We start from the raw sequence: 21,263 nt of genomic DNA, 5'->3' as shown, positions 1-21,263 counted from the left end.
GAAGGACGTTGACGGGCGTCTTCGGCCTCTTGTTTAGCGGTCGCGCAGGCGGACATCGGCGCGGTCACGCAGCCAGTCGCCGAGGATCTGCACGGAAAAGGTGACAAGGATGATCAGCGCAGCAGGGGCGATCACCATCCAGGGGGCGGTGGGCATGTAGTCGCGACCATAGCCGACCATGCTGCCCAAAGTGGCGGTCGGGGGCTGTACCCCAAGGCCCAGGAAGGACAGCGTCGATTCAAGGATCACGATGTTGGACAGGGACAGGGTGAACTGCACCACCAGCGGCGAGACGATGTTGGGCAGGACATGGGTCAGCGCGATATACCGTTGACCGCCGCCCGAGGCGCGGGCCGCCTCGATGAAGGGCAGTTCGGTGATCTTGCGGACCTCGGCGCGCACGATGCGGGCGTATTGCTCCCAACCGGCGATGCCCAGGACGCAGATCATGACGGTCAGCGACGACCCGAAAAGCGCCAGGATCAAGAGCGCCAGCAGGGTGAAGGGCACGGCGATCTGCAGGTCGACGGCGGCCATGATCGCGTCCTCGGCCCAGCCGCGGCGCAACCCGGCGAACAGGCCCAGCGAGCCGCCGATCAGCAATCCGATGGTGGCCCCCGCAAGTGCCAGCCCAAGGGTCAGTTGCAGGCCGTGCAGGCTGCGCGAAAGGACGTCGCGGCCCAGTTCGTCGGTGCCGAGGTAGAACCCGTCCTTGTAGCGCTCGAACCCCAGCGGCGGGCGCAGGCGCGAGATCAGGCTTTGGGCCAGCGGATCGTAAGGGGCGATGAGTGGCGCCAGCAGCGCCATGAGGACCAGCGCCAGACCGATCAGGGCAGCCGCTTTCTGGATGACATTGCTGTCGCGCCAAAGCGTCAAGAGGAAGGGCGCGCGCGAGGGGATATGCGTGGTGGCGGTCATGGTCTTATCCTTTCGCCATGCGGATGCGCGGATCCGCGACGACATAGGCGATGTCGGTGAGGGCATTGATGACGACCACGGCGAAGGCGACGGAGATCACCCCGAATTGCAGCACCGGGTAGTCCCGCATGATGGCAGCGGAGACGAGCAGCTCTCCGATGCCGGGCCAGCTAAAGATGGCCTCGACCACCACGTTGCCCGCGGCCGCCATGCCGGCGATCTGCAAGCCCAGCACCGACAGCACCGTGACACCCGCGTTGCGCAAACCGTGTTTCAGGATCACGACCGTTTCCGGCAGGCCCTTGGCGCGGGCGGTGCGCATGAAATCCTGCCCCAGCACGTCCAGCATGGAGTTGCGGGTAAACCGGGTCAGAGCCGCAATCAGCACCCCTGACATGGCGATCGTGGGCATGATGAAGTGCCAGGCCGTGCCGTTGCCCACCACCGGCAACCAGTTGAGCGAGAAGGCAAAGATCAGCACCATGAAGGTGGCGATGACGAAATTGGGCACCGCGTAGCCAATAAAGGCCAGCCCCATGACCGCGCTGCCGATCCAGCTGTCGCGCCACAGCGCCGCGACCACGCCCAGCGGGACAGACACCACCAGCGTCAGCGCAAGCGCGCTGCCCAGGAGTTGCAGCGTGGGCCAGATGCGTTCGGCCACGATGTCGGCCACGGGGCGGCGCTCGATGAAGGACAGGCCAAAGTTGCCTTCCAGGATGCCGCGCAGATAGGCGAGGTATTGATGCCAGATCGATCGATCCAGACCGAAGTACTCGATCATCAAGGCGCGATCTTCCGTGGACAGGCCGTCACCAAGGGCGGTGTCCAGCGGGCTGCCCGACATGCGCGTGGCAAAGAAGACCAGGGTGATGATGGCGAACAGGGTCAGCACCATCTTGAGCAGGGTGCGCAGGATATAGAGGGTCATTCCGGGGCTCCCGTGCGGCGAAGCAGGACAAAGCGGGTGCCGATGGCCCGCGCGATGGCGCCATCCGTGTCCGGGTTATCCCCGACAAAGACGGCCTCGGAGGCGGAAACGCCGGTGCGAGACAGCGCCAGCGCGGCGAGATGGGGGTGGGGTTTGCCGATGCTCTCGAACTTCAGTTCCGTCAGCATGGCGCGCAGCGCAGCCAGCAGGGCGCCGGTTTCGGCGATGGGCTGGCCAGCGTGGCCGGGGTGCGCGGTATCGGTATTGGACACCCAAAAGGCAGCGCCGTCCTGGACCAGGGCCGCGACCGCGTTCAACCTGTCCAGCGACAGTTGCGTGTCACGGCACAAGAGCACCAGGTCGGGCCTGTCCCCTGTCAGGGCAAAGCCCAGGCGCCGCGCTTCCTGTTCCATTGCCGGGCTGGCGAACAATGCCAGGCGCGCGCCGGGATGCAGGCGCGCCAGGTGCGCCAATGTCTGCTCCCCGGCCAGCAGGATCCGTTTGGCCGGCACGGTCAGGCCAATCGCCGCGAGCCGGGCGCTGAGGTCCGCGGCGCAATGGGACGAATTGTTGGACACCAGCCACAGGCGCTCTCCGCAGCTCTGCAGGAAGGAGGCGGAATCCGTGTAGGCGCGGCCTTCCGAGACAAGACAGCCATCGAGATCGCACAGAACAAGACGATCCTGCGCGACCAGGTCGGGCGAAAGTTGGCTGGCGATCTGGTTGTTTACGGTCAGTACTGAGGCCACGGGCAAAGGCTCCCTGGACCTCGGCGCAACCTGCGCCGAGGTGGTCTGGTGTGGGGACAAGTGATCGTTCAAGTTCGAGTGCGACCGTTTCCGGCCTCGGCGGCACATTTGCCTGCTTGCCGTGACATGGCTGTGACAAAGCAAAGCTATGCTTTGGGAAACCCATAGACCTGCTTTGGATCGGCCATGACTATTCCCCTTCGCACCCTCGAAGCGCTTCGTTCAGTGGCCGAATCCGGCTCTTACGCTGCGGCTGCACGGCAGTTGAACGTCACCCAGCCGGGAATCTCGCAGCATGTGCGCAAGCTGGAAGAAGGGTATGGCGTGGTGCTTTTCGTCCGCGAAAAGGGAAAACTGCGTCCGACGCCCCTGTGCGAAAGGCTCTGTGATGCGGCCGAGCGCGTGATCAGCGAATACGAAACGCTTGAGCAGATGCTGCGGCGCCACGGGTCGCTGACCAAGGGGGAGCTTTCCGTGGGGCTGGGCAACGCGATGCCCGGCATGTCGGTGATCGCGGCCTTCAACAAGGCCTACCCGCAGGTCGCCTTGCAGGTCACCACCGGTTCGCATGACAAGATCATGCGGCAGGTCATCAACCACACCGTCGACGTCGGCATCCTGCCAGAGGTGCCCAAGGACGGGCGTTTCCGCCGCCAGGTGCTGTTGACGAACAATGTCGTCGCCATCGTGCCGCTGTCACACCCTCTGGCCAGCGCAGAGGCTGTCACCTGCGAAGACCTGCTGCGCCACAGGTTGATCTTTCGCACGACCGGGTCGTCGACGCAGAAGGTTCTCGACCGCTATTTTCGGCGCCACGACGTGTCCCCGGCGCCGTTCCTTACCCTCGACAACCGGGATGGCGTCTACGAGGCGGTGGTCAATGGCATGGGCATCGGCTTTGTCTGGCGGACAGGAACGGGGCGCAACGAGGATGTGAAACAACTGAGACTGTTGGGCGCCGATACGTCGAGCGCGGAGGTGGTCTTTGCCCCGGTCGAACGCAAGATGGAAACGCTGAACGCGCTTTTCGGATTGGTCGACGGCATCGAATTGCGGTGATGCCGGCAAGCGGGGCCCAACTCCTGTGGCGCCTCGAATCATCTTCCATACAGTCCGTCCGAACAGGTCGATCCTTGCCGGATCGGCCCGCGGGATTGCCCCGCCTTGAGAATGGGCATCCGGGGGCGTCAAAAGAGTGAATTTTGTCAACCGACGGACGATATTGAACTTTTTATGATCAAACAAAAGCCTTGCCAGTTTCGCGCAGTTCTGGAAGCCTTTAGGGACATCTCTGGCACGGATCTTCCACAGGGCCACGCAACCAGTTCCTTTTGAGGGGAATGATATGGGACAGCGTGTGCTATCCGTGCGCCACGGGGATGAGCCCCTTGACGATCGCGCAACCGCCTGGCTTGAGAACGCCGGCTACACGGTGGATACCCGTCGCCCGTTTGGCGGCGAGGCGCTTGGCGTGCCGGGCGACGATCTTGCCGCGACCATCATCTATGGCGGGCTGTACAATGTCTACGAGACCGACCGGCATCCGTTCCTGAAAGAGGAATACCGCTGGATCGATGCCTGCCTGACGGCCGGGATCAAGGTCCTGGGCATCTGCCAGGGTGCCCAGATGATCGCGCATCACCACGGTGCCTGGGCCGGCGCGCGCAAACGTGAGATCTTCGAGTTCGGATATTACCAGATCACCCCGACAGAGACGGCGGGCGATTTTCTCGACCGACCGCTGATTGTCTGCCAGGCGCATTTCCACACCTTCGATCTGCCGGCAGGGGCTGTGCGCCTTGCCTCGAATGACAACTACGCGAACCAGGCCTTTCGGATGGATGAAACGGTCTATGGCCTGCAGTTCCATCCCGAAGTGACAGAGCCGGGCTTTCGCCGCTGGCAGGTGCAAAAGGCCGGTGTCTATGGCCGTCCCGGCGTGCAGGACCGCGCCGAACAGGACCGCCTGCTGGCGCAACATGACTCGGTGCAGGGCGCGTGGTTCGAGGGGTTCCTCGACCGTTTCATCGGGCGCCCGGCATGAGCGTGCAGGGCTATTGGGCGGACCTGCCTTCGGCGGCGTTTCCGGACCTGCCGCAAGAGACGGTCGCGGTTCTGCCGTTGGGCGCGACCGAGCAGCACGGCCCGCATCTGCCACTCTCGGTGGACAGCGATCTGATCGGCGCGGTGGCGGACCGGATGCTGGCGGCCCTGACGCCCGAGCAGTCGGTGCTGGTGTTGCCCGGCCTGACGATCACCAAGAGCGACGAGCACATCGCGTTTCCCGGGACCCTGACGCTCTCGGCAGAAACGCTCCTGGCCGTGTTGCGAGAGATCGGCGCCTCGGTGGCGCGCGCCGGGGTGACGCGGCTGGTTCTGTTCAACGGGCATGGTGGCAACAGCGCGCTGTTGCAGGTGGCCGCGCGCGATCTGCGCTTGCAGCATGACCTTGTCGTGGTGAGCTGCTCCTGGGGCGGCTTCGCCGATTGGCAGGGGATCTACGCACCGGAAAGCTATGCCCATGACATTCATGCCGGGGACAGCGAGACCTCGGCAATGCTGGCCCTGCGGCCGGACCGCGTGGACATGAGCAAGGCGCGGGATTTTCGCCCGGCGATGACGGATTGGGAAAGCGCCTTTCCGCACATCGGGTTGGGGAGCAAGCCCGCCAGCCCCGGCTGGCTGGCGCAGGATCTGAACGGGCAGGGGGCCTGTGGCAACGCGGCCGCCGCGACCGCGGACAAGGGGGCGGCCCTGCTGGACAGTACAGCGCGCGGGTTTGCGGCCTTTCTCGCCGAGTTCGCAGGGTTCGACCATCGGAGGGAACGGCCATGATGCGGCCCGAACGGATGGACAACTGCCTCCCCGGCGTCCTGGTGCCGCGGGCCTTGCTGGCCGATCCGGCGGCGTTCGGCGGCGCGCTGGCGGCGGATTGCATGGCCGGGGATCTGGTCATCCGGGACGGGCGCGCAACCGGCCTGATCGCCTCGGGCGGCACTCCGCGGCGCATGGTCCTGCCACGCCTGACAGAGCCGCATGTGCACCTGGACAAGTGCCACAGCATCGGCCGCATGCAGGGTGCCGGCGGGGACCTGGCCACGGCCATTGCCGCGCAGAAGGCGGACAAGGTCAACTGGACGGCAGCAGACCTGCGCAGCCGCGCCACGCGGGGACTGCAAGAGCTGGAGCAGGCCGGATGCAGCGCGGTCCGGACGCATGTGGATTGGGGCGAGGCTGCCGATCCCCGGGCCGTTCCACTGGCCTGGGATATCCTGGGGGACCTGGCCGCAGACAGTGCCCTGACCGTGCAGCGTGCGGCCCTGACGGGGATAGAGCGCATGGCCGATCCGGACTACGCCCGTCACTGTGCGCAGGGTCTCCGCGATCAGGGCGGCGTGCTGGGGGCATTCGTCCTTGACCAGCCAGAGCGCGACGCCGGGCTTGCCAACATGTTCCGCGAGGCCGACAGGCTGGGACTGGCGCTGGATTTCCACGTGGATGAAGGTCTGGCAGAGGGGCTCGACGGGCTGGAACGCATCGCGGATGCGGCGCTTGCTACGCGGTTTCAGGGGCCGGTCCTGTGCGGCCATGCCTGTTCGCTGGCAAACCTGGCGGATGTGGACGTGGCCCGGATCGCGGACAAGCTGGCGCGGGCGGGCATTGCCGTCGCCATGCTGCCGCAGACCAACCTCTACCTTCAGGGCCGCACCGGGGGCACGCCCGACCGGCGCGGTGTCACCCGGCTGCACGAATTGCAGGCCGCTGGCGTCACCATGACGATCGGCGCCGACAACGTGCGCGATGCCTTCTGCCCCATTGGGCGGCATGACCCTTTGCATGTGCTGGGCCTGAGCGTGCTGGCGGCGCATCTCGACCCGCCGCTGGGCGACCACCTGCCACTGATCACCACCAACGCGCAGAGCGCGCTGGGACTGGCGCCCCGAACCGTCGACGGGGCCGCCATCGGGGATCTGCTTGTCTTCGACGCAACCGACAGCTCGGACCTGCTGGGCGGCACCGCGCCGCGCCGCCTGTCCGACGCCTTGGGAGCCCTGTCATGACAGAAAAACAGACCGACTGGCGCGCGATTGCCGCCGAGCTTGCCCCTGTCGAGGTGATCGAGGAACCGGTGCTGATCAAGAAACGCTCGCGCGATTTCTTCTGGTACTCGCCGATCCTGAACGCCCAGCTCAAGAAATGCTTCGGGGACCTGGTGGCCCGGCCCGCGACGTCCGGGGAACTCGCGCAGTGCCTGGCCGTTGCTTACGCGCATGACCTGCCCGTCGTGCTGCGCGGTGGCGGCACCGGCAACTACGGGCAGGCCGTGCCGCTGCAGGGAGGGCTGATCATAGAAACCACGGCGATGAACCGGATCCTGGAAATCGGTGAGGGTTTCGTGCGCGTCGAGGCGGGGGCCTTGATGGCCGACATCAACGCGGCCCTTATCGCGCGGGGCTGGGAAATGGCCATGTTCCCCTCGACCCAGGACATCGCGACCATCGGCGGCTTTGTCGCCGGGGGCAGCGCCGGGATCGGGTCCATCGCGAACGGCGCGCTGCGCGAAAAAGGCAATATCATCAGCCTTAAGGCGCTGTCGGTGGAGGAGGCGCCACAGGAGCGTGTGTTCGACGCCGAAGAGGCGCTGCAACTGCACCACGCCTGGGGCCTGAACGGTGCGATCACAGAGGTGACGCTGCGGACCGTGCCGACCCGCGACTGGATCGGCTGCATGGCCACCTTCGACAGCTATCGCGACTGCTATGCCGCCGGTTACGCGCTGGCGCAAAGCGAAGCGATCGGGCGCAAGCTGTGCTCGACCGTCGAGGCGCGGATCGTCGACTATTTTCCCCGGCTCGAAGGGCACTTGACCAAGGGGCGGCACCTTCTGGTGGCGCTGGTCCCGCGAGAGGACATGGAGGCTTTTCACGCCCTGATCGCGGCGCAGGGCGGGACGGTGGACCTGGCGCTGGACGACACCGAACGCAAGGCCAAGGGCATCCCGCATGTATTCGAGTTTGCCTACAATCACACCACGCTGCAGGTGCTCAAGGCCGACCGGTCGGCCACCTACCAGCAATACGGTGTCGGCGATCCGTCGGACGCCGAGGCCGTGGCGCGTCTGGGCGCCGCGGTGGGCGATGACGTCTGGCAGCACCATGAATTTGCCCGGGTGGACGGAAGGATCGTCGCGTTCGATCTGCCGATCATCTGGTTCACCGACGAGACCCGCCTGCGCGAGATCGACGACACCTATCGCGCGCATGGGTTTTCCGTGGCCGACGCCCATACCTACCACGTCGAGGGCGGCGGTCTGAAGAATGCCGATTACCGGCACCTGGCGTGGAAGAAACGCATGGACCCCAAGGGACTGCTGAACCCCGGCAAGTCACGGGCCTGGGAGATGGTGCGCCATCTCTCCGCAGACGACATCGAAGCAAAGGCCAAGGACTGAACCAATGAGTATCCAGACAAAACCGCTGACGCCACACTTCGGCGCGGACGTGCAGGGCATCGACCTGAACACCGTCACGGCAAATCACCTGTTCCCGCAGATCCGCGCCCTGTTCGAGGAGCATTCGGCGCTGCTGTTCCGGGCGCAGGACATGACGGACGAGACACACCTGCGGCTCGCCGGGCTGTTTGGCCCGATCGAGGATCGCGAGGCGGATGAGCGCAAGCCGGGCGAAGGGTTCAAGATTCCCAAGGTCTCGAACGTCCAGGAGGACGGCACCACCTCAGGCGAGATGGACCTCAAGACACTGAACCTGAAGACGAACTTCCTTTGGCACTCGGACAGCACCTTTCTGCCCACGCCCGCGTTGATCAATATCATTACCGCGCGCGTCGTGCCCTCGTCCGGTGGCGCGACAGAGCTTGCCTCGACCCGCGCGGCCTGGGCGATGATGCCCGAAGAGATGAAGGCCAGGATCCGGGGGCGTGGCATCTGGCATCGTTACAGCCATTCGCGGCGCAAGATCTCGCCTGAACTGGCCGAATTGCCGATGTTCAACAAGTGGCCGGACACCCATTGGAACGCGGTCTGGGAAAACCCGATCAACGGGCGCGAGGCGCTGTATATCGCCAGCCATGCCTTCAAGGTCGATGGTTATGACGAGGCCGAAAGCGAGGCGCTGCTGGCAGAGCTGACAGAGTTCTGCACCCAGCCCGCCTTTGTCTATGCGCACAACTGGCAGGTGGGGGATGTGCTGATCTGGGACCAGCGCGCCGTGATGCACCGCGGCACGCCCTGGCCCTATGAAGAGCCGCGCACCCTGTCCAGCATCTGCGCCACCGTCACCGAAGAAGACGGCCTGGACCGCATCCGCGTCCCGGCCTGACACCGAAACCCGCGCGGCCGACCGGGCCCCTTGCGGCCGCGCGCCTTCCCGCAGTCCTCACGCTGCTTCCCGACAGGGCGGTCCCCCTCACGACCCAACAGAGAGGAATGAACATGACCTTCACGACGCCAAGCGGCAAACCCCTTCCGGATTTCCTGGCCAAGTCGGCGGCGCGGCTCGGTGACGATGCCGTCAGCCGCCGCGAATTCCTGGCCACGGCCTGTTCCTTTGGCGCCTCGGCCGCGACGGCCTATGCCATGCTGGGCATGCCGGCCCCGGCGCAGGCGGCCAGCCATGCGCAGGTGGGCGGAACCGTCCGCATCCAGCAGGAAATCGTCGGCATGCGCGACCCGCGCAAGTTCGACTTCAACAGCCTCGCCAACTTTACCCGTGGCTGGCTGGAATACCTCGTGCAGTACAACTCGGACGGGTCGTTTACGCCCGCGCTGCTGGAAAGCTGGGACATCAACGAGGACGCGACGCTTTACACGCTCAATGTCCGTCCCGGCGTGACCTGGAACAACGGCGATCCCTTCACCGCTGCGGACGTGGCGCGCAACATCGAACGCTGGTGCGACAGCCGGGTCGAGGCGAACTCGATGGCGATCCGTTTCGCGACCATCGTCGACCCCGAAACCGGCACCATGTTGCCGGATGCGGTCACGGTCGTCGACGATCTGACGGTGACGATCACCCTGCCCAAGCCGGACATCTCGCTGATCGCAGGCATGTCCGACTATCCCGCCGCCATCGTGCACGAGAGCTTTGACGAGGCCACGATGGTCGACAATCCCGTCGGGACCGGCCCCTACCTGCCAGAATTCTACACCGTCGGCGAGGCCGCCGCGCTGGTGCGCAACGCGGATCACACCTGGTGGAACGCCGGGAACGGCGCCTTCATGGACCGCGTGGAACTGATCGACTTCGGCACCGATCCGGCGTCGCATTTCGCGGCCGCAGATGCGGATGAATTCGACGTGACCTATGACACCGAGGGCGATTTCATCCCGGCCTTCGATGCCCTGGACGGCTGGACCAAGCACACCGTGACCACCGGGGCCGTGGTTCTGGCGCGCACCAACCAGAATGCGGAAACGGGCGGCAGCAGGCCCTATGCCGATGTCCGCGTCCGCCGGGCGCTGGCGCTGGCGGTGGACAATGCCGTGGTGCTGGAACTGGCCTACAACAATCTTGGCGCCGTGGGCGAAAACCACCATGTTTCCAAGGTTCACCCCGACTATGCCGACATCGGCCCGGCCCTGCACGATCCGGCGCAGGCGATGACCCTGCTGGAAGAGGCGGGCATGGCGGATTTCGAGCATGAATTGATCTCGCTCGACTCGGCCTTCTGGAAGGCGACGGCGGATGCGATTGCCGCGCAGCTGCGCGACGCAGGCATCAACATCAAGCGGACCGTCATCCCCTCGTCGAGCTTCTGGAACGACTGGGCCAAGTATCCGTTCTCCGTCACCAACTGGAACCACCGCGCGCTGGGCATCCAGACCTATGCGCTGGCCTATGTCTCGGGCACGTCGTGGAACGAGACCGGCTTTGCCAACGAGGCGTTCGACGCGCTTGTCGAACAGGCGCTGGCGACGCCGGATGTCGAGGCGCGCCGTGCCCTGATGGCGCAACTCGAGCAGATCATGGTCGATGAAGGCGTGATCATTCAGCCGTATTTCCGGGGCCTTGCGAACCATTCCAAGAGCAACCTGAAAGGCGCGGCGATCCACATCTCGCAGGAAATGTACCCGCAGTACATGTACTGGGAGGCCTGAGCCTGCCACCCTGGTCCGCCCCGTTCCGGGCGGGCCACATCAGCCCCGGATACGACCGACCGACATGCTCGATACCGTCATTCTTGCCCTCTGTGGCGCCAACCTTTTTTTCATGGCCGCATGGATGACCGTTGGGGCCCTGGAAAACCTGTTCCATCCCTTTCTCAACGAAACCTACACCGCCGAGGTGATGGACATGGCGCGCATGCGCGAGGACTACCCCGAGGCCTATGTGCATGTCGCCTATCGCCGCCTGACCAACACCCGTTTGCGGAAATGGCTGTTCGGGGTGATCGTGGCCTTCGAGCTGCTGGCGATGGTGCTGCTCTGGGCGGCGGCGGTCAGCGTCCTGCTGGCCTTGCTTGGTGCCGCTTCGGTCGCGACAGCACTGACGCTTGGCCTGGTCGGGGCCGGGGCGTTCAGCTCTGTCTGGGCCGGGTTTCTCGTGGTCGGAAATTACTTCTGCTACTGGTTCGGCCACGAGGGCGGCCAGAACACCCATTTCCAGATGCTGCAATGGGGCATGCTGAGCACCATCGTGCTGATCGCGGCCTCCGTGGCGCTTGCCTAGCGGCCCTGCGTCCCGGGCTGGGCGCGGGTCCGGAACGCCCGGGGCGTGAGGCCTGTCGCCTGGCGAAAGGTCCGGCTGAACCCCGCATGTGATCCAAAGCCGGTGGCAAGGGCGATCTCGGTCATGGACATTCTGGTGCCTTTCAGCAGCGCGCGGGCATGGTCCAGCCGGAGCCGCAGATAGTAGGGCGACGGGGTCTGCCCCAGCGCGGCGCTGCACCGTGATCGCAGTTGCCGGGGGCTTTGGCCCAGCCGCATGGCGATCTCTTCCACGGGAAGAGGGGCCTCGAGGTGGGCAAGCATCAACGACCGCATCGCCTGCAGGATTGGGTCCGTCGTGTCCTGGGGGCGCTGGCTCTGGGCGGCGGGGCGCATGGAGCCGTGGACCAGATCCTGCGCCACCTCATCGGCGAATGCCGGGGACCGGGTCCGCGCCATCCAGGCCAGCATCGCATCCCCGGTCGCGGTTCCCCCCGCCGCTGAAAGTCGCCGGTCATCAAGGGCATAGATCGCGTCGATCACGTCGATCTCGGGCCAGGTCTCGCGGAACTCCGGTTCGGCCTCGTGGTGCAGGACCACGGAACGGCTGCCCAGCAACCCGCAACTGGCCAGCACGGCAACGCCCGTGTCGATGCCTCCCAGGATGGCCCCGCCCCGGTCGGCACGATGCAGGAAGGCGGCAAGCCCCGAAGGCACCACGGCCAGCGGGTCGTAGCCCGCGATGACAAGGACAAGATCGGGCGGCGTCGAGGTCCCCCATCCCCGGATGTCAGGCGCAACGCTGCGCCCGTTGGAGGCCTCGACAGGGGCGGACAGGGCCGACCGGGTTTCCCATGTGAACAGGGAATGACCCGCCCGCTTGTTGCCGATCCTCAAGGCCTCGCTCGCCAGGACATAGGCCAGCATCTGGAACCGTGGATGAAGGACGAAACAAACGTGAGGCATGGGCTTTGACGGATAGTTTTTCGTGTTTATCGGACAGTACGGAAAATGCGGCGCGATAGCATGTCGGAAAACAGACCCGGCAGGAGAAAAGCCATGACCGTCATGACCCCGACCCCGATCCCGGGCCGCCGCGCGGATTGCAGCGATGCCGAATGGGAGGCGCGCTGCGAATTGGCGGCGATCTACAACGCGCTCGTGAAATACCGCCTGACCGACCTGACGAACCAGTGGCACGCCATGCGCGTGCCCGGAGAGGACGCCCTGCTGACGCATCACTATGGCTGGATGCACGAGGAGGTGACGGCCTCGAACCTGGTCAAGGTGGGTTTTGACCGGACCAACCAGACCCCCGAAAACGGAGAGCCGAACCCCTCGGCGACCGAGATCGGCAAGCTTTTCTTCGAGGCCGATCCAGGCATGAATTGCATCATGCACATCCACACCAAGGCGATCATGGGCGTCAGCGCCCAGGCCGAAGGCGTCGGCCCCTACAGCCAGGCCTACCTGATGATCGGGGGCGCCGATGTGATCGGCTATACCGACTATGAATTCGAGTGTACCGATGATTTCCTGTCCGGTCTGCGTTTGGCGGGGCAGGGCAGAAAGATGATCGTCGAAGCCTGGCACGGCGCCTTTGTCTTCGGGCGCAGCGCAGGCGAAGCCTTTTTTCGGTCGTTCTACCTGGATCAGGCCTGTGCCGTGCAATTGCAGGTCCAGCAGGCGGCGGCCGGTGGCGCGACGGTCCGGACTATCCCCGAGGCAGAGCAGGCGCGCCACCTGTCCGACATGGATGCCAGCGAGTGGTACGGCTACGAAGGGGAACTGGAATGGCACGCGATCCGGCGGCGGCTGGACGTCGAGATGCCGGGATATTCGGACTGATCGGCGAGCCGACCGAAAGGCGATAGCGCCCTGGCGGCGCGCGAACACCGGGCGCGGATGGAGAGGCTTGCCATTCGCGCCACGTCGACAACAGTCCCGCACGACGGTCGAAGACGCCATTTGGCGGTATCCGGGTTATATTTCGCCCCGGTATGGCCGGCCTCGATTTCGGCGATCTGCTTCGGCCACGCCGCCGCAAAATGACCTTTGACTTAGGGGGGGCGAAATTGCACGATGGCCCGGTTTTGACCAGACATGGTTAATTTTCGGCATCGATTGTTTCAAATCCCGCGAGGCGAGATTGGCGGCGGCAATAATCGTGACAACGCCACAATTGCCGCGCCAAGGGGGAATAACATGCCCAACTTCTTCACCGCCACCAGCGGCGGCGTTTCCGGCATTGTGGGCGGAAACGGATTCAGCGCAATCGCCAACGTCCTGACAATCGCCGGCACCGTTTACACCATTGCATCCGAAATTGGCTCTCATGTGAACGGCAACGGGTCTTTCAGCGATGTCGAGGATCCCAGTCTGGCGGCGATCGCCGCGTTGAGAGAAGAGTTGAAGGCCGAGATCGACGGACTTCGCGACGATATCACCGAACTCGAAGCCGCCTTGACAGATCTTATCGTTTCGCAGTTTTCCGGCGTGCAGCAACAGCTTCTGGCAAGTGCACAGTCACGCGCGAAAAGCGCGCTTGACCTGTTGGCGTCTTACGCCATCGACCAGGACGTCGACCGGGGCGAAATCATTTCCGATGCCTCGCGCGCTCTGCGCGATGCGCTGTCGCAGGCCGAACAGTTGCTTCGTCCCGGACAGGACCTGGAAACGATCAAGGTGGCGATCGGTGCCGTGGCCTACACGCTGTACGCAAGGATGGAGGTCGCGCGCGAACTGGAGGGCGGCGAAATCGCCTCTGACAAGATCACGCGTCAGATCGAAGATGTCATGACGTTCTTCGACAACGTGGTCACCTATGTCATTTCACGCCTGAGCGTTGAATACGGCTTTGAGGACTTGAGACAAACCGAAGGTTCGCCCGACTACGATCCGGCACTTCAGGCCTTGTACGAACAATATACGGCAGACTACCCCCCCTCGTCCTCGGTGTTCGTGGTCTTTCTTGACGATCGCGAGTTCCTCCCGTTCTATTCCGCAGGTTTTGAAGAATTCGAGGGCCGCCTTGCGTCGGGGTACTACGGCACTCCCTTCGCCTTTTCCCCCGACGTTGTCGACAACGCTGCAGGAGACTTCGAGGGGCCCTACCTGGTCGCGGGCACGACCAATCAGTACTACATCCCCTCCATCGACAGGATCATCACGCTCAATTCGGGCGAATTTTATGACGATGCCGGCAACCCGGTGGCCTCGGATCACCCCGAGGCGCGGTCGGCAAACGAAATCTGGTTCGCCGAGTGCAGCGCCTGGGTCCTGGAACAGACGCTGCAATGGTTCGGCATCGACCGCGTCGAATTCGCCGAACTGGTCGCCAACTATCTTGACCTGACCGACGGCGAACAGTTCATCCTGCCCAGCATTCCGGGCTTCGACAATGCCGGCACCGTGGTCGGCACCGATGGCGACGACCTGATCATCGGCAACGACGGCGACGACCTGCTGCAGGGGGGCGGCGATCCCGACATCATCAAGGGCAATGAAGGCAACGACACGGTCGAGGGTGGCACCGGCGGCGACCGGCTGGAAGGCAACGAAGGCAATGACATCCTCAATGGCGGCGAGGATAACGACGCGCTGATCGGCGGGCCGGGCGACGACACGATAGACGGTGGCGACGGCCTCGATCTGGCGATCTATTACGGGAAACGGTCGGAATATGTCGTGACCTCCTACGCGGATGCGGGCATCCGCTATGTCCAGGTCGAGGGGCCAGAGGGCACCGACACGCTGACCAATGTCGAGCGGCTCGTCTTTGACGATCGTACGGTGCAAATCCAGAGCGGCGGTAGCCCGGGACTACTGGGTGACATCCTGTTCTCCGACGGGGTTCGGAGGATTGCGGATGACTTGATGTTCCTTTCGGGCTTTGGCCTTGTGCAGGCCGACGGCGGCATGGGCGAGGATACGATCAGCGCCTTGGCGACAATTGACACGATCATCGACGGCGGCCCCGGCAATGATCTCCTCCGCGGGAGCTGGTCGTCCGTTCTCGACAACCAGAGCACGGCGCTTTTTTCCGGGCCGCGCGGGTCCTATCTCATCCATCCCACCGAGTTCGGCATCAACCCCGTCATCGAAGTGAGCGGCCCGGACGGGATGGATATCCTGACCAGCTTCACAGGGCTCGAATTTTCCGACATGACGGTCGGGATCGTTCGCGCAAGTTTCAACTTCACGACCTTCGAAGCCGAAGGCATCGGCGACCTCAACGACGATATCGTGCTTGGCACGCCCGGGGCCGCCTATCTCGAAGGCGGTGGCCGCAACGACACCATCCTTGCCGGCAGCGGCGACGATACGATCCACGGCGGCAGCACGGCCCCCGGTCCGGACGGGTCGGACCTGATCGAGGCCGGCGCGGGCGATGACCTTGTCTGGGGCGACGCGGGCAACGATACGATCCGGGGACAGGAGGGCGACGACACCTTGATCGGCGGCATGGGAATGGACATTCTCGACGGTGGCGGTGACTCCGACACCGCGTCGTATCGCGACTCCTCGGCTGGCCTGATCGCGGACCTGCAATTCCCGGCGATGAACTCGGGCGAGGCGAAAGGCGACAGCTACATCGGTATCGAGAACCTGGAGGGCTCCGCTTTCTCCGACAGCCTGCGCGGCGACCCGAACGACAACGGGCTGACCGGCGGCATCGGCGACGACACGTTGATCGGCCGCGGCGGCAACGATCTGCTTCAGGGCGATCTTGGCGGCGACCGGCTCATCGGCGGAACGGGGACGGACACGGCCAGCTACCTGTCCTCCGATGCCGGTATCATCGCCGACCTTGCCGCGCCCGCCTCGAACACGGGCGACGCCCGGGGCGATACCTATTCCTCGGTCGAGAACATCCTGGGATCGACCTGGGGCGATGCGCTGCGCGGGAACCACCTGGGGAACCTCATCCAGGGCCTGGGCGGTGACGACATCATCATCGGGCGACAGGGGGCGGATACGCTTGTCGGGGGCGAGGGGTTCGACAACCTGCGCGGCGACGGCGGCAATGACGTCCTGCGCGGTGGCGATGACGAGGATCTGCTGATCGGCGGAATGGGGCGTGACATGCTGACCGGCGGCGCCGATGCCGATTGTTTCGCCTTTGCCTCTGCAGCCGAGATGGGGGCCAACGCCAACCGGGACCAGATCCTCGACTTTGAGCAGGGTGTGGACATGATCTCGCTGGCCGGGGTGGTGCCCGGCGTGCTCGAATTCCGCGGCACGGCGGCGTTCGACCCCTCCGGCAATCCCGAGCTGCGGCTGATGGAGATGCCCTCCGGCTCGACCATCATCCAGGTGGATGTCGACGGCGACGGCCTGGTCGATGGTGAAATCCGGGTGGCGAACGTGGTCGGGCTGACCGAGGACGACTTCACGCTCTAGATGCGGGATCGCCCCGACGCCCTCCGGAAAATGCCGGTCAGAGGCCCTGTCGCAGGGCCTCCGGCCTTGGCTGATCTGTCAGGCCAGCGCCTCTTCCAGCTCGGTTTCGAGCCGCTGCATGGCCTGGACGCGCGGCTGCGAGAAGCGGGCCAGCAGCAGGTAGGCCACCGGCGTTAGGTAAAGCGTCGAGAAGGTCGCCAGACCCAGCCCGCCGACAATGACCCATCCCAGCGCCTCGCGCGCCTCGGCGCCCGCGCCCGCCGACAGGATCAGCGGCACGCCACCCAGCACGGTCGAGGTCATGGTCATCATCACCGGCCGCAGACGGATGGTCGAAGCGTCTAGGATCGCGTCGCGCACCGTGGCGCCGCCATCGCGCAGCTGGTTGGCGAACTCGACGATCAGGATGCCGTTCTTGGCCATGATTCCGATCAGCATCACCAGGCCGATCTGGCTGTAGACGTTCAGGCTCAACCCGGTGAACAGCAGCGCGAAGGCGGCACAGGCCAGCCCGATGGGCACCGTCACCATGACCACGATGGCCGAGATGAAGCTTTCGAACTGCGCCGCCAGCACCAGCAGGACAACCGCGATGGCAAAGCCGAAGACCAGCACAAGGCCGGAGGCCGTCTGGTCCAGCGTCGCGGCCTCGGCCAGCGGGACGATGCGGTTTTCCTCGGCCAGGATTTCGTCCGCCAGCGCCTGTACCTGGGTCATCGCGTCGCCAAGCGCCAGGGTCGGCGTCAGCCCGGCCGAGATCTCGACCGAGCGGTTCTGGCCTTCACGGTCAAGCTCGGGTGCGATGGCGCGCTCTTCCAACCTGACAAAGCTGGACATGGGCACGGTCTGGCCGTCCCCCGTCTGGACAAAGATGTTCTTCAGGTCGCTGGGGTCGTCGACCGGGTTCGAGGTCGACAGCATCTGGATGTCGTAGCTGCGGTCGTCGATAAAGACCGATCCCACGGTGCGCCCGTCCAGAACCGCGCGCAGCGCGTCCCCAAGACCCGCGATGTCGATCCCCAGGTCAGAGGCCCGCTCGCGGTCGATCTCAATGAAAAGCTGCGGCTGCGTGGTCTCGTATTCCAGCCGGACCTGGCCGAAGGCCGGGTTCTCCTGCATCCGCTCCACCAGCCGTTGAGACACATCGGCAAGCTGCGCATAGTTATCCCCGGTGATGGCAAAGGAAAGGCCACGGCCCGCGCCCCGGATGCCCAGAGAGTTGGGCTGGATCGCGAAGGCCCGCACGCCGATCACGCCGCGCAGCTTGCCGTTGATCTCTCCGACGATCTCGTCCTGGCTGCGGTCACGTTCGTTCCAGGGCGCCAGGGAAAAGACCATGAACCCCCGGTTGTCCGAGCCGAAGCCGGTGATGGAAAAGATGTTGGTGACTTCCCCGGTCTCGCGCAGCGGTTCGATCAGGGCCTCGATCTCGTCCATCTTGGAGGTGGTGTACTGCAGCGACACGCCTTGCGGGGCAGAGACGGACAGCAGGGCAACCGCCCGATCCTCGCGCGGGGTCAGTTCCTGCCGGATGCCATCGGCGACAAAGACCGCCGTGGCCGAGAAGAGCACGGCCACCAGCAGCACGACAAAGGGCATCGCCAGGGCCCATTCCAGCGTCGCCTTGTAAAGCGCGCCCAGCCGGTTGCCCAGCCAGACAAAGGGGCCGCGCGGGTTGGGGTTCGGCTCTGCGGTCAGCAGGCGGCTTGCAAGCACCGGGCAGAGCGTCAGCGCCACGACCGAGGACAATAGCACCGCCATCGCAAGGGTGAACCCGAATTCCCGGAACAACCCGCCGGCCTGGCCGGGCAGGAAGGAGAGTGGCACGAAAACCGCCGCCAGCGTGGCCGTTGTGGTCACCACCGCGAAAAAGACCTGCCGCGTGCCAAGGACGGCGGCAGCGCGGGCGCCCATGCCTTCGCTGCGCCGCCGGACGATGTTTTCCAGCACGACGATGGCGTCGTCGACCACCATGCCGGTGGCCAGCACCAGCGCCAGCAGTGTCAGGATGTTGACCGAGAACCCCACCATGTAGATGGCCGCCACGGTGCCGATCAGCGCCACGGGCATGGTCAGCCCGGGGATCAGCGTGGCGCGCGCGTCGCGCAGGAACAAAAAGATCACCGCCACCACGATCGCGGTGGCCAGGCCAAGTGTCTTGAGCACTTCTTCGATCGAGCCACGGATGAACACCGCATCGTCAGATGTGACAAAGATCGAGACGTCGTCGGGAAGCGCCTCGTCGAGTTCGGTCACGACGGCGCGCACCGCCGAGGAGATTTCCAGCGTGTTTGACGTTGCCTGGCGGATGATGCCCAGGCCGATGCCGGTCTGACCGTTGGCGCGCAGGACGGTCTCATTCGGGGCCGGGCCAAGGGTCACAGTGGCCACGTCGCGGATGCGGACGTTCTCGGCGATTTCGAGGTCTTCGAACTCGGCCGTGGTTGCGACGGTCGCCGTGGTCCGCACGGCGATGCTCTGGCTGTTGCCCGACAGGTCGCCCGCCGGCGCGTCAAAGGCCACATCCGCCAGCGCATTCCGGACGTCGGCCAGCGTCAGGCCGCGCGCGGCCAGCGCCGACTGGTCGATGTCGATGCGAAAGATCGGGTCGCGATCGCCGTAGATCTGCAGGTCGGCCACGCCGTTGACGGACAACAGTCGATCCTCGACCCGTTCCTGCACGATCCGGGTCAGTTCCTGCGGCGAGCGCCCGGCAGAGGTGACGGCGATGCGCACGACCGGCTGGGCGTTGGCATCGGCCTTGACGATCTCTGGTGTTTCGGCGCCGTCGGGCATCTGGTTGGCGATCCGCGCCACCGCGTCGCGCACGTCGGTCGCGGCGACATCCAGGTCGACGTCATCCTCGAATTCCAGCGTCACCCGCGACCGCCCGAAGCGCGAGTTGGAGGAAATCGAGCGCACGCCGGCCACACGGCCCACGGCGCCCTCGATGCGGCCCGTCACCTCCTGGTCGACGCTTTCTGGAGAGGCGCCGGGGAATTGCGTGGTTACGGTGACGACAGGGCGGTCCACGTTCGGCAGTTCGCGCACCTCGACGCCAAAGACGGCGGCCAATCCGGCCAGGACGATCAGGGCCGAAAGGACAAGCGCAAGGATCGGGCGGCGGACAAAAAGCGCGGTGCCCGACCCGGAAACGGCTGCAGAGCTTTCCTTCATCGCGTGACACTCGGCTTGGTGGCGCCAGGCAGGGTGGCGCGGGCTTCGGTGCGTCCGGCGATGGCCACCTCTGCGCCGGGGCGCAGGGTCTGCACGCCCTGGGTGACGACCAGGTCGCCGGGGCTCAGGTCTCCGTCCACCAGCACCCGGTCGGCGTCGCGCTGGCGGATGGTCACGCCAACGCGCTGGACTTTGTCGTCGCGCACGGCCCAGACGTAGGACCCCTCGCTTGACCATTGCACGGACAACGGGTCGACGGCGGTCAGGGTTTCCCCCGGAAAGCGCAGCGTGACGGTAAAGGCCATGCCCGCGCGCAGGCGGTCGTCCTCGTTTGCCAGCCGTCCCTGCACCCGCAGGGTCCGGCTGTTGCGGTCGACCACGTTGTCGACGGCGTGGATCTCTCCGGTCAGGGCGTCCGCCCCCTCGACTCCCAGCAGGCGGGCTTCGATCGGCATGCCGGGCTCGACCTGGCCGACCACCCGTTCGGGAACGCGGAAATCCACCAGGATCTCGGATCGGTCGGTCAGGGTGGCGATCACGTCCGTGGGCGACAGGCGTTCACCGATGGCCACGTCCACAAGGCCGATCCAGCCGGAGAAGGGCGCGCGCACGGTGCGCAGCGACAAGGCGAACTCGGCCTCGCTCAGCTCCAGCTCGGCGGTCCGAAGGCGCAGTTGTGCCTCGCGCTGGCGCACTTCGGTGACAGAGCCGCCATCCTGCAGGCGTGAAAACCGGCTTGCCGCGTCGCGGGCGTCTTCCAGCAGCAGGCGTGCCCGTTCCACGGCGATCCGTTCCGCCTCGTCGTCCAGCCGGAGGATCACGGCGCCCTTGTCCACGAACCCCCCGGTTTCCAGCGCCACCTGCACGACCTCGCCGCTGACCTCTGTCCGCAGCGTCGCGCTGCGCAGGGCGCGGATGTCGCCGATGGCATCGACCCGGTCGTTGGTCGTGGCTTCTGTCACGACGGCCACGACGACCTGCGCCGGACCGCGCGGACCAAAGCCGCCACCGGTGTTCGAGACGTCCGCCGCCGCGGCCTCGATCCCCAAAAGGCCCGTCACGCCGGTGCGGTCCAGGAAAGATGCCGCGCCGGGGACATAGTTCAACCAGACGAAGAGGGTCGCGATCAGGATCACGACAGACAGGATAACTTGTTTCAGGAAACGCATGTTCGATCCGTTCTTGAGAGCTGCGAGCAGGGCAGCCATGTCGGCTGGATACCGTTTCGCATCTCTTTCACCTTTCGTATAGTCGTTCGCAGAGAAAGACGTCCGGAACGGCTTTCGACGGGGATGTTTGCTTACATAGTTGCCATCCACCGCCTGTCCCGACCAGTGCGCCCGACTGCACGGTTTCGTGTTCGGATGCCCCGGTGTCCGGCCCGTGGACATGGCTTTTCCCTTTCACCATTCGGCGGCCC

General features: G+C 65.2%; 16 protein-coding genes. 10 read left to right on the top strand and 6 right to left on the bottom strand.

Going from position 1 to position 21,263, the window contains the following annotated elements; translation table 11 throughout:
• Positions 1-33 precede the first annotated feature (33 nt).
• Genes BLQ71_RS18635 through BLQ71_RS18625 form a run of 3 tightly spaced genes read right to left on the bottom strand, consistent with a single transcriptional unit; the run spans position 34 to position 2,598 of the window.
• Positions 34-918: an ABC transporter permease gene (locus BLQ71_RS18635; RefSeq protein WP_074622799.1), complete on the bottom strand. Its 885-nt coding sequence runs from the start codon at positions 916-918 to the stop codon at positions 34-36.
• 4 nt (positions 919-922) lie between these two features.
• Positions 923-1,849 carry an ABC transporter permease gene (locus tag BLQ71_RS18630; protein ID WP_074622798.1) on the bottom strand — a complete coding sequence of 309 codons (927 nt, stop codon included), beginning with the start codon at positions 1,847-1,849 and terminating at the stop codon, positions 923-925.
• Positions 1,846-2,598, bottom strand: coding sequence for an HAD-IIA family hydrolase (locus tag BLQ71_RS18625; protein ID WP_162846281.1), 753 nt, complete (start codon positions 2,596-2,598; stop codon positions 1,846-1,848). The genes BLQ71_RS18630 and BLQ71_RS18625 overlap by 4 nt, the downstream gene beginning before the upstream one ends.
• Positions 2,599-2,784: 186 nt before the next feature.
• Here BLQ71_RS18625 and BLQ71_RS18620 point away from each other — a divergent pair, with 186 nt between their 5' ends.
• The 8 genes from BLQ71_RS18620 to BLQ71_RS18585 all read left to right on the top strand — a co-directional run bounded on the left by BLQ71_RS18620 (position 2,785) and on the right by BLQ71_RS18585 (position 11,285).
• A complete protein-coding gene (locus BLQ71_RS18620; RefSeq protein ID WP_074622797.1) occupies positions 2,785-3,657 on the top strand; it encodes a LysR substrate-binding domain-containing protein in 873 nt (290 codons plus the stop codon).
• Positions 3,658-3,943: 286 nt separating this feature from the next.
• Positions 3,944-4,642: a glutamine amidotransferase-related protein gene (locus tag BLQ71_RS18615; protein WP_074622796.1), complete on the top strand. Its 699-nt coding sequence runs from the start codon at positions 3,944-3,946 to the stop codon at positions 4,640-4,642.
• Positions 4,639-5,433, top strand: coding sequence for a creatininase family protein (locus BLQ71_RS18610; RefSeq protein ID WP_074622795.1), 795 nt, complete (start codon positions 4,639-4,641; stop codon positions 5,431-5,433). Before BLQ71_RS18615 ends, BLQ71_RS18610 begins: the two co-directional genes overlap by 4 nt.
• Positions 5,430-6,659, top strand: a complete 1,230-nt coding sequence (locus tag BLQ71_RS18605) for an amidohydrolase family protein (RefSeq protein WP_074622794.1) — start codon at positions 5,430-5,432, stop codon at positions 6,657-6,659. The genes BLQ71_RS18610 and BLQ71_RS18605 overlap by 4 nt, the downstream gene beginning before the upstream one ends.
• On the top strand, positions 6,656-8,050 hold the full coding sequence (locus tag BLQ71_RS18600; protein ID WP_074622793.1) for an FAD-binding oxidoreductase: 1,395 nt from the start codon (positions 6,656-6,658) through the stop codon (positions 8,048-8,050). The genes BLQ71_RS18605 and BLQ71_RS18600 overlap by 4 nt, the downstream gene beginning before the upstream one ends.
• A gap of 4 nt (positions 8,051-8,054) precedes the next feature.
• On the top strand, positions 8,055-8,936 hold the full coding sequence (locus BLQ71_RS18595) for a TauD/TfdA dioxygenase family protein (RefSeq protein ID WP_074622792.1): 882 nt from the start codon (positions 8,055-8,057) through the stop codon (positions 8,934-8,936).
• 113 nt (positions 8,937-9,049) lie between these two features.
• Entirely contained in the window at positions 9,050-10,714 is a 1,665-nt protein-coding gene (locus BLQ71_RS18590) for an ABC transporter substrate-binding protein (RefSeq protein ID WP_074622873.1), read from the top strand.
• A 64-nt stretch (positions 10,715-10,778) separates the two neighbouring features.
• On the top strand, positions 10,779-11,285 hold the full coding sequence (locus BLQ71_RS18585) for a DUF2165 family protein (RefSeq protein WP_074622791.1): 507 nt from the start codon (positions 10,779-10,781) through the stop codon (positions 11,283-11,285).
• On the opposite strand, the gene BLQ71_RS18580 is transcribed toward BLQ71_RS18585, so the two are convergent.
• Complete coding sequence (locus tag BLQ71_RS18580; RefSeq protein ID WP_074622790.1) at positions 11,282-12,229, bottom strand: GlxA family transcriptional regulator; 948 nt, start codon at positions 12,227-12,229, stop codon at positions 11,282-11,284. The genes BLQ71_RS18585 and BLQ71_RS18580 overlap by 4 nt on opposite strands.
• Before the next feature lie 93 nt (positions 12,230-12,322).
• On the opposite strand from BLQ71_RS18580, the gene BLQ71_RS18575 reads away from it, so the two are divergent.
• Both BLQ71_RS18575 and BLQ71_RS18570 read left to right on the top strand, forming a co-directional pair.
• On the top strand, positions 12,323-13,111 hold the full coding sequence (locus BLQ71_RS18575) for a class II aldolase/adducin family protein (RefSeq protein WP_074622789.1): 789 nt from the start codon (positions 12,323-12,325) through the stop codon (positions 13,109-13,111).
• 357 nt (positions 13,112-13,468) lie between these two features.
• Positions 13,469-16,666 carry a calcium-binding protein gene (locus BLQ71_RS18570; RefSeq protein ID WP_074622788.1) on the top strand — a complete coding sequence of 1,066 codons (3,198 nt, stop codon included), beginning with the start codon at positions 13,469-13,471 and terminating at the stop codon, positions 16,664-16,666.
• A 78-nt stretch (positions 16,667-16,744) separates the two neighbouring features.
• Here the strand turns inward: BLQ71_RS18570 and BLQ71_RS18565 are convergent, their stop codons facing one another.
• Both BLQ71_RS18565 and BLQ71_RS18560 read right to left on the bottom strand, forming a co-directional pair.
• Complete coding sequence (locus tag BLQ71_RS18565; RefSeq protein WP_074622787.1) at positions 16,745-19,843, bottom strand: efflux RND transporter permease subunit; 3,099 nt, start codon at positions 19,841-19,843, stop codon at positions 16,745-16,747.
• Positions 19,840-21,051 carry an efflux RND transporter periplasmic adaptor subunit gene (locus tag BLQ71_RS18560; RefSeq protein WP_229754903.1) on the bottom strand — a complete coding sequence of 404 codons (1,212 nt, stop codon included), beginning with the start codon at positions 21,049-21,051 and terminating at the stop codon, positions 19,840-19,842. Before BLQ71_RS18560 ends, BLQ71_RS18565 begins: the two co-directional genes overlap by 4 nt.
• Positions 21,052-21,263 lie beyond the last annotated feature (212 nt).

The organism is Antarctobacter albus, assembly GCF_900101505.1.
Lineage (GTDB): Bacteria > Pseudomonadota > Alphaproteobacteria > Rhodobacterales > Rhodobacteraceae > Antarctobacter > Antarctobacter albus.
Note: the sequence above shows the minus strand (reverse complement) of the source record. Positions and strands in the feature narration are given on the sequence as shown.

Coding starts and splice junctions, on each gene's coding strand:
- BLQ71_RS18635 (WP_074622799.1), bottom strand. CDS start 918: ATGACCGCCACCACGCATATCCCCTCGCGCGCGCCCTTCCTCTTGACG.
- BLQ71_RS18630 (WP_074622798.1), bottom strand. CDS start 1,849: ATGACCCTCTATATCCTGCGCACCCTGCTCAAGATGGTGCTGACCCTG.
- BLQ71_RS18620 (WP_074622797.1), top strand. CDS start 2,785: ATGACTATTCCCCTTCGCACCCTCGAAGCGCTTCGTTCAGTGGCCGAA.
- BLQ71_RS18615 (WP_074622796.1), top strand. CDS start 3,944: ATGGGACAGCGTGTGCTATCCGTGCGCCACGGGGATGAGCCCCTTGAC.
- BLQ71_RS18610 (WP_074622795.1), top strand. CDS start 4,639: ATGAGCGTGCAGGGCTATTGGGCGGACCTGCCTTCGGCGGCGTTTCCG.
- BLQ71_RS18605 (WP_074622794.1), top strand. CDS start 5,430: ATGATGCGGCCCGAACGGATGGACAACTGCCTCCCCGGCGTCCTGGTG.
- BLQ71_RS18600 (WP_074622793.1), top strand. CDS start 6,656: ATGACAGAAAAACAGACCGACTGGCGCGCGATTGCCGCCGAGCTTGCC.
- BLQ71_RS18595 (WP_074622792.1), top strand. CDS start 8,055: ATGAGTATCCAGACAAAACCGCTGACGCCACACTTCGGCGCGGACGTG.
- BLQ71_RS18590 (WP_074622873.1), top strand. CDS start 9,050: ATGACCTTCACGACGCCAAGCGGCAAACCCCTTCCGGATTTCCTGGCC.
- BLQ71_RS18585 (WP_074622791.1), top strand. CDS start 10,779: ATGCTCGATACCGTCATTCTTGCCCTCTGTGGCGCCAACCTTTTTTTC.
- BLQ71_RS18580 (WP_074622790.1), bottom strand. CDS start 12,229: ATGCCTCACGTTTGTTTCGTCCTTCATCCACGGTTCCAGATGCTGGCC.
- BLQ71_RS18575 (WP_074622789.1), top strand. CDS start 12,323: ATGACCGTCATGACCCCGACCCCGATCCCGGGCCGCCGCGCGGATTGC.
- BLQ71_RS18570 (WP_074622788.1), top strand. CDS start 13,469: ATGCCCAACTTCTTCACCGCCACCAGCGGCGGCGTTTCCGGCATTGTG.
- BLQ71_RS18565 (WP_074622787.1), bottom strand. CDS start 19,843: ATGAAGGAAAGCTCTGCAGCCGTTTCCGGGTCGGGCACCGCGCTTTTT.
- BLQ71_RS18560 (WP_229754903.1), bottom strand. CDS start 21,051: ATGGCTGCCCTGCTCGCAGCTCTCAAGAACGGATCGAACATGCGTTTC.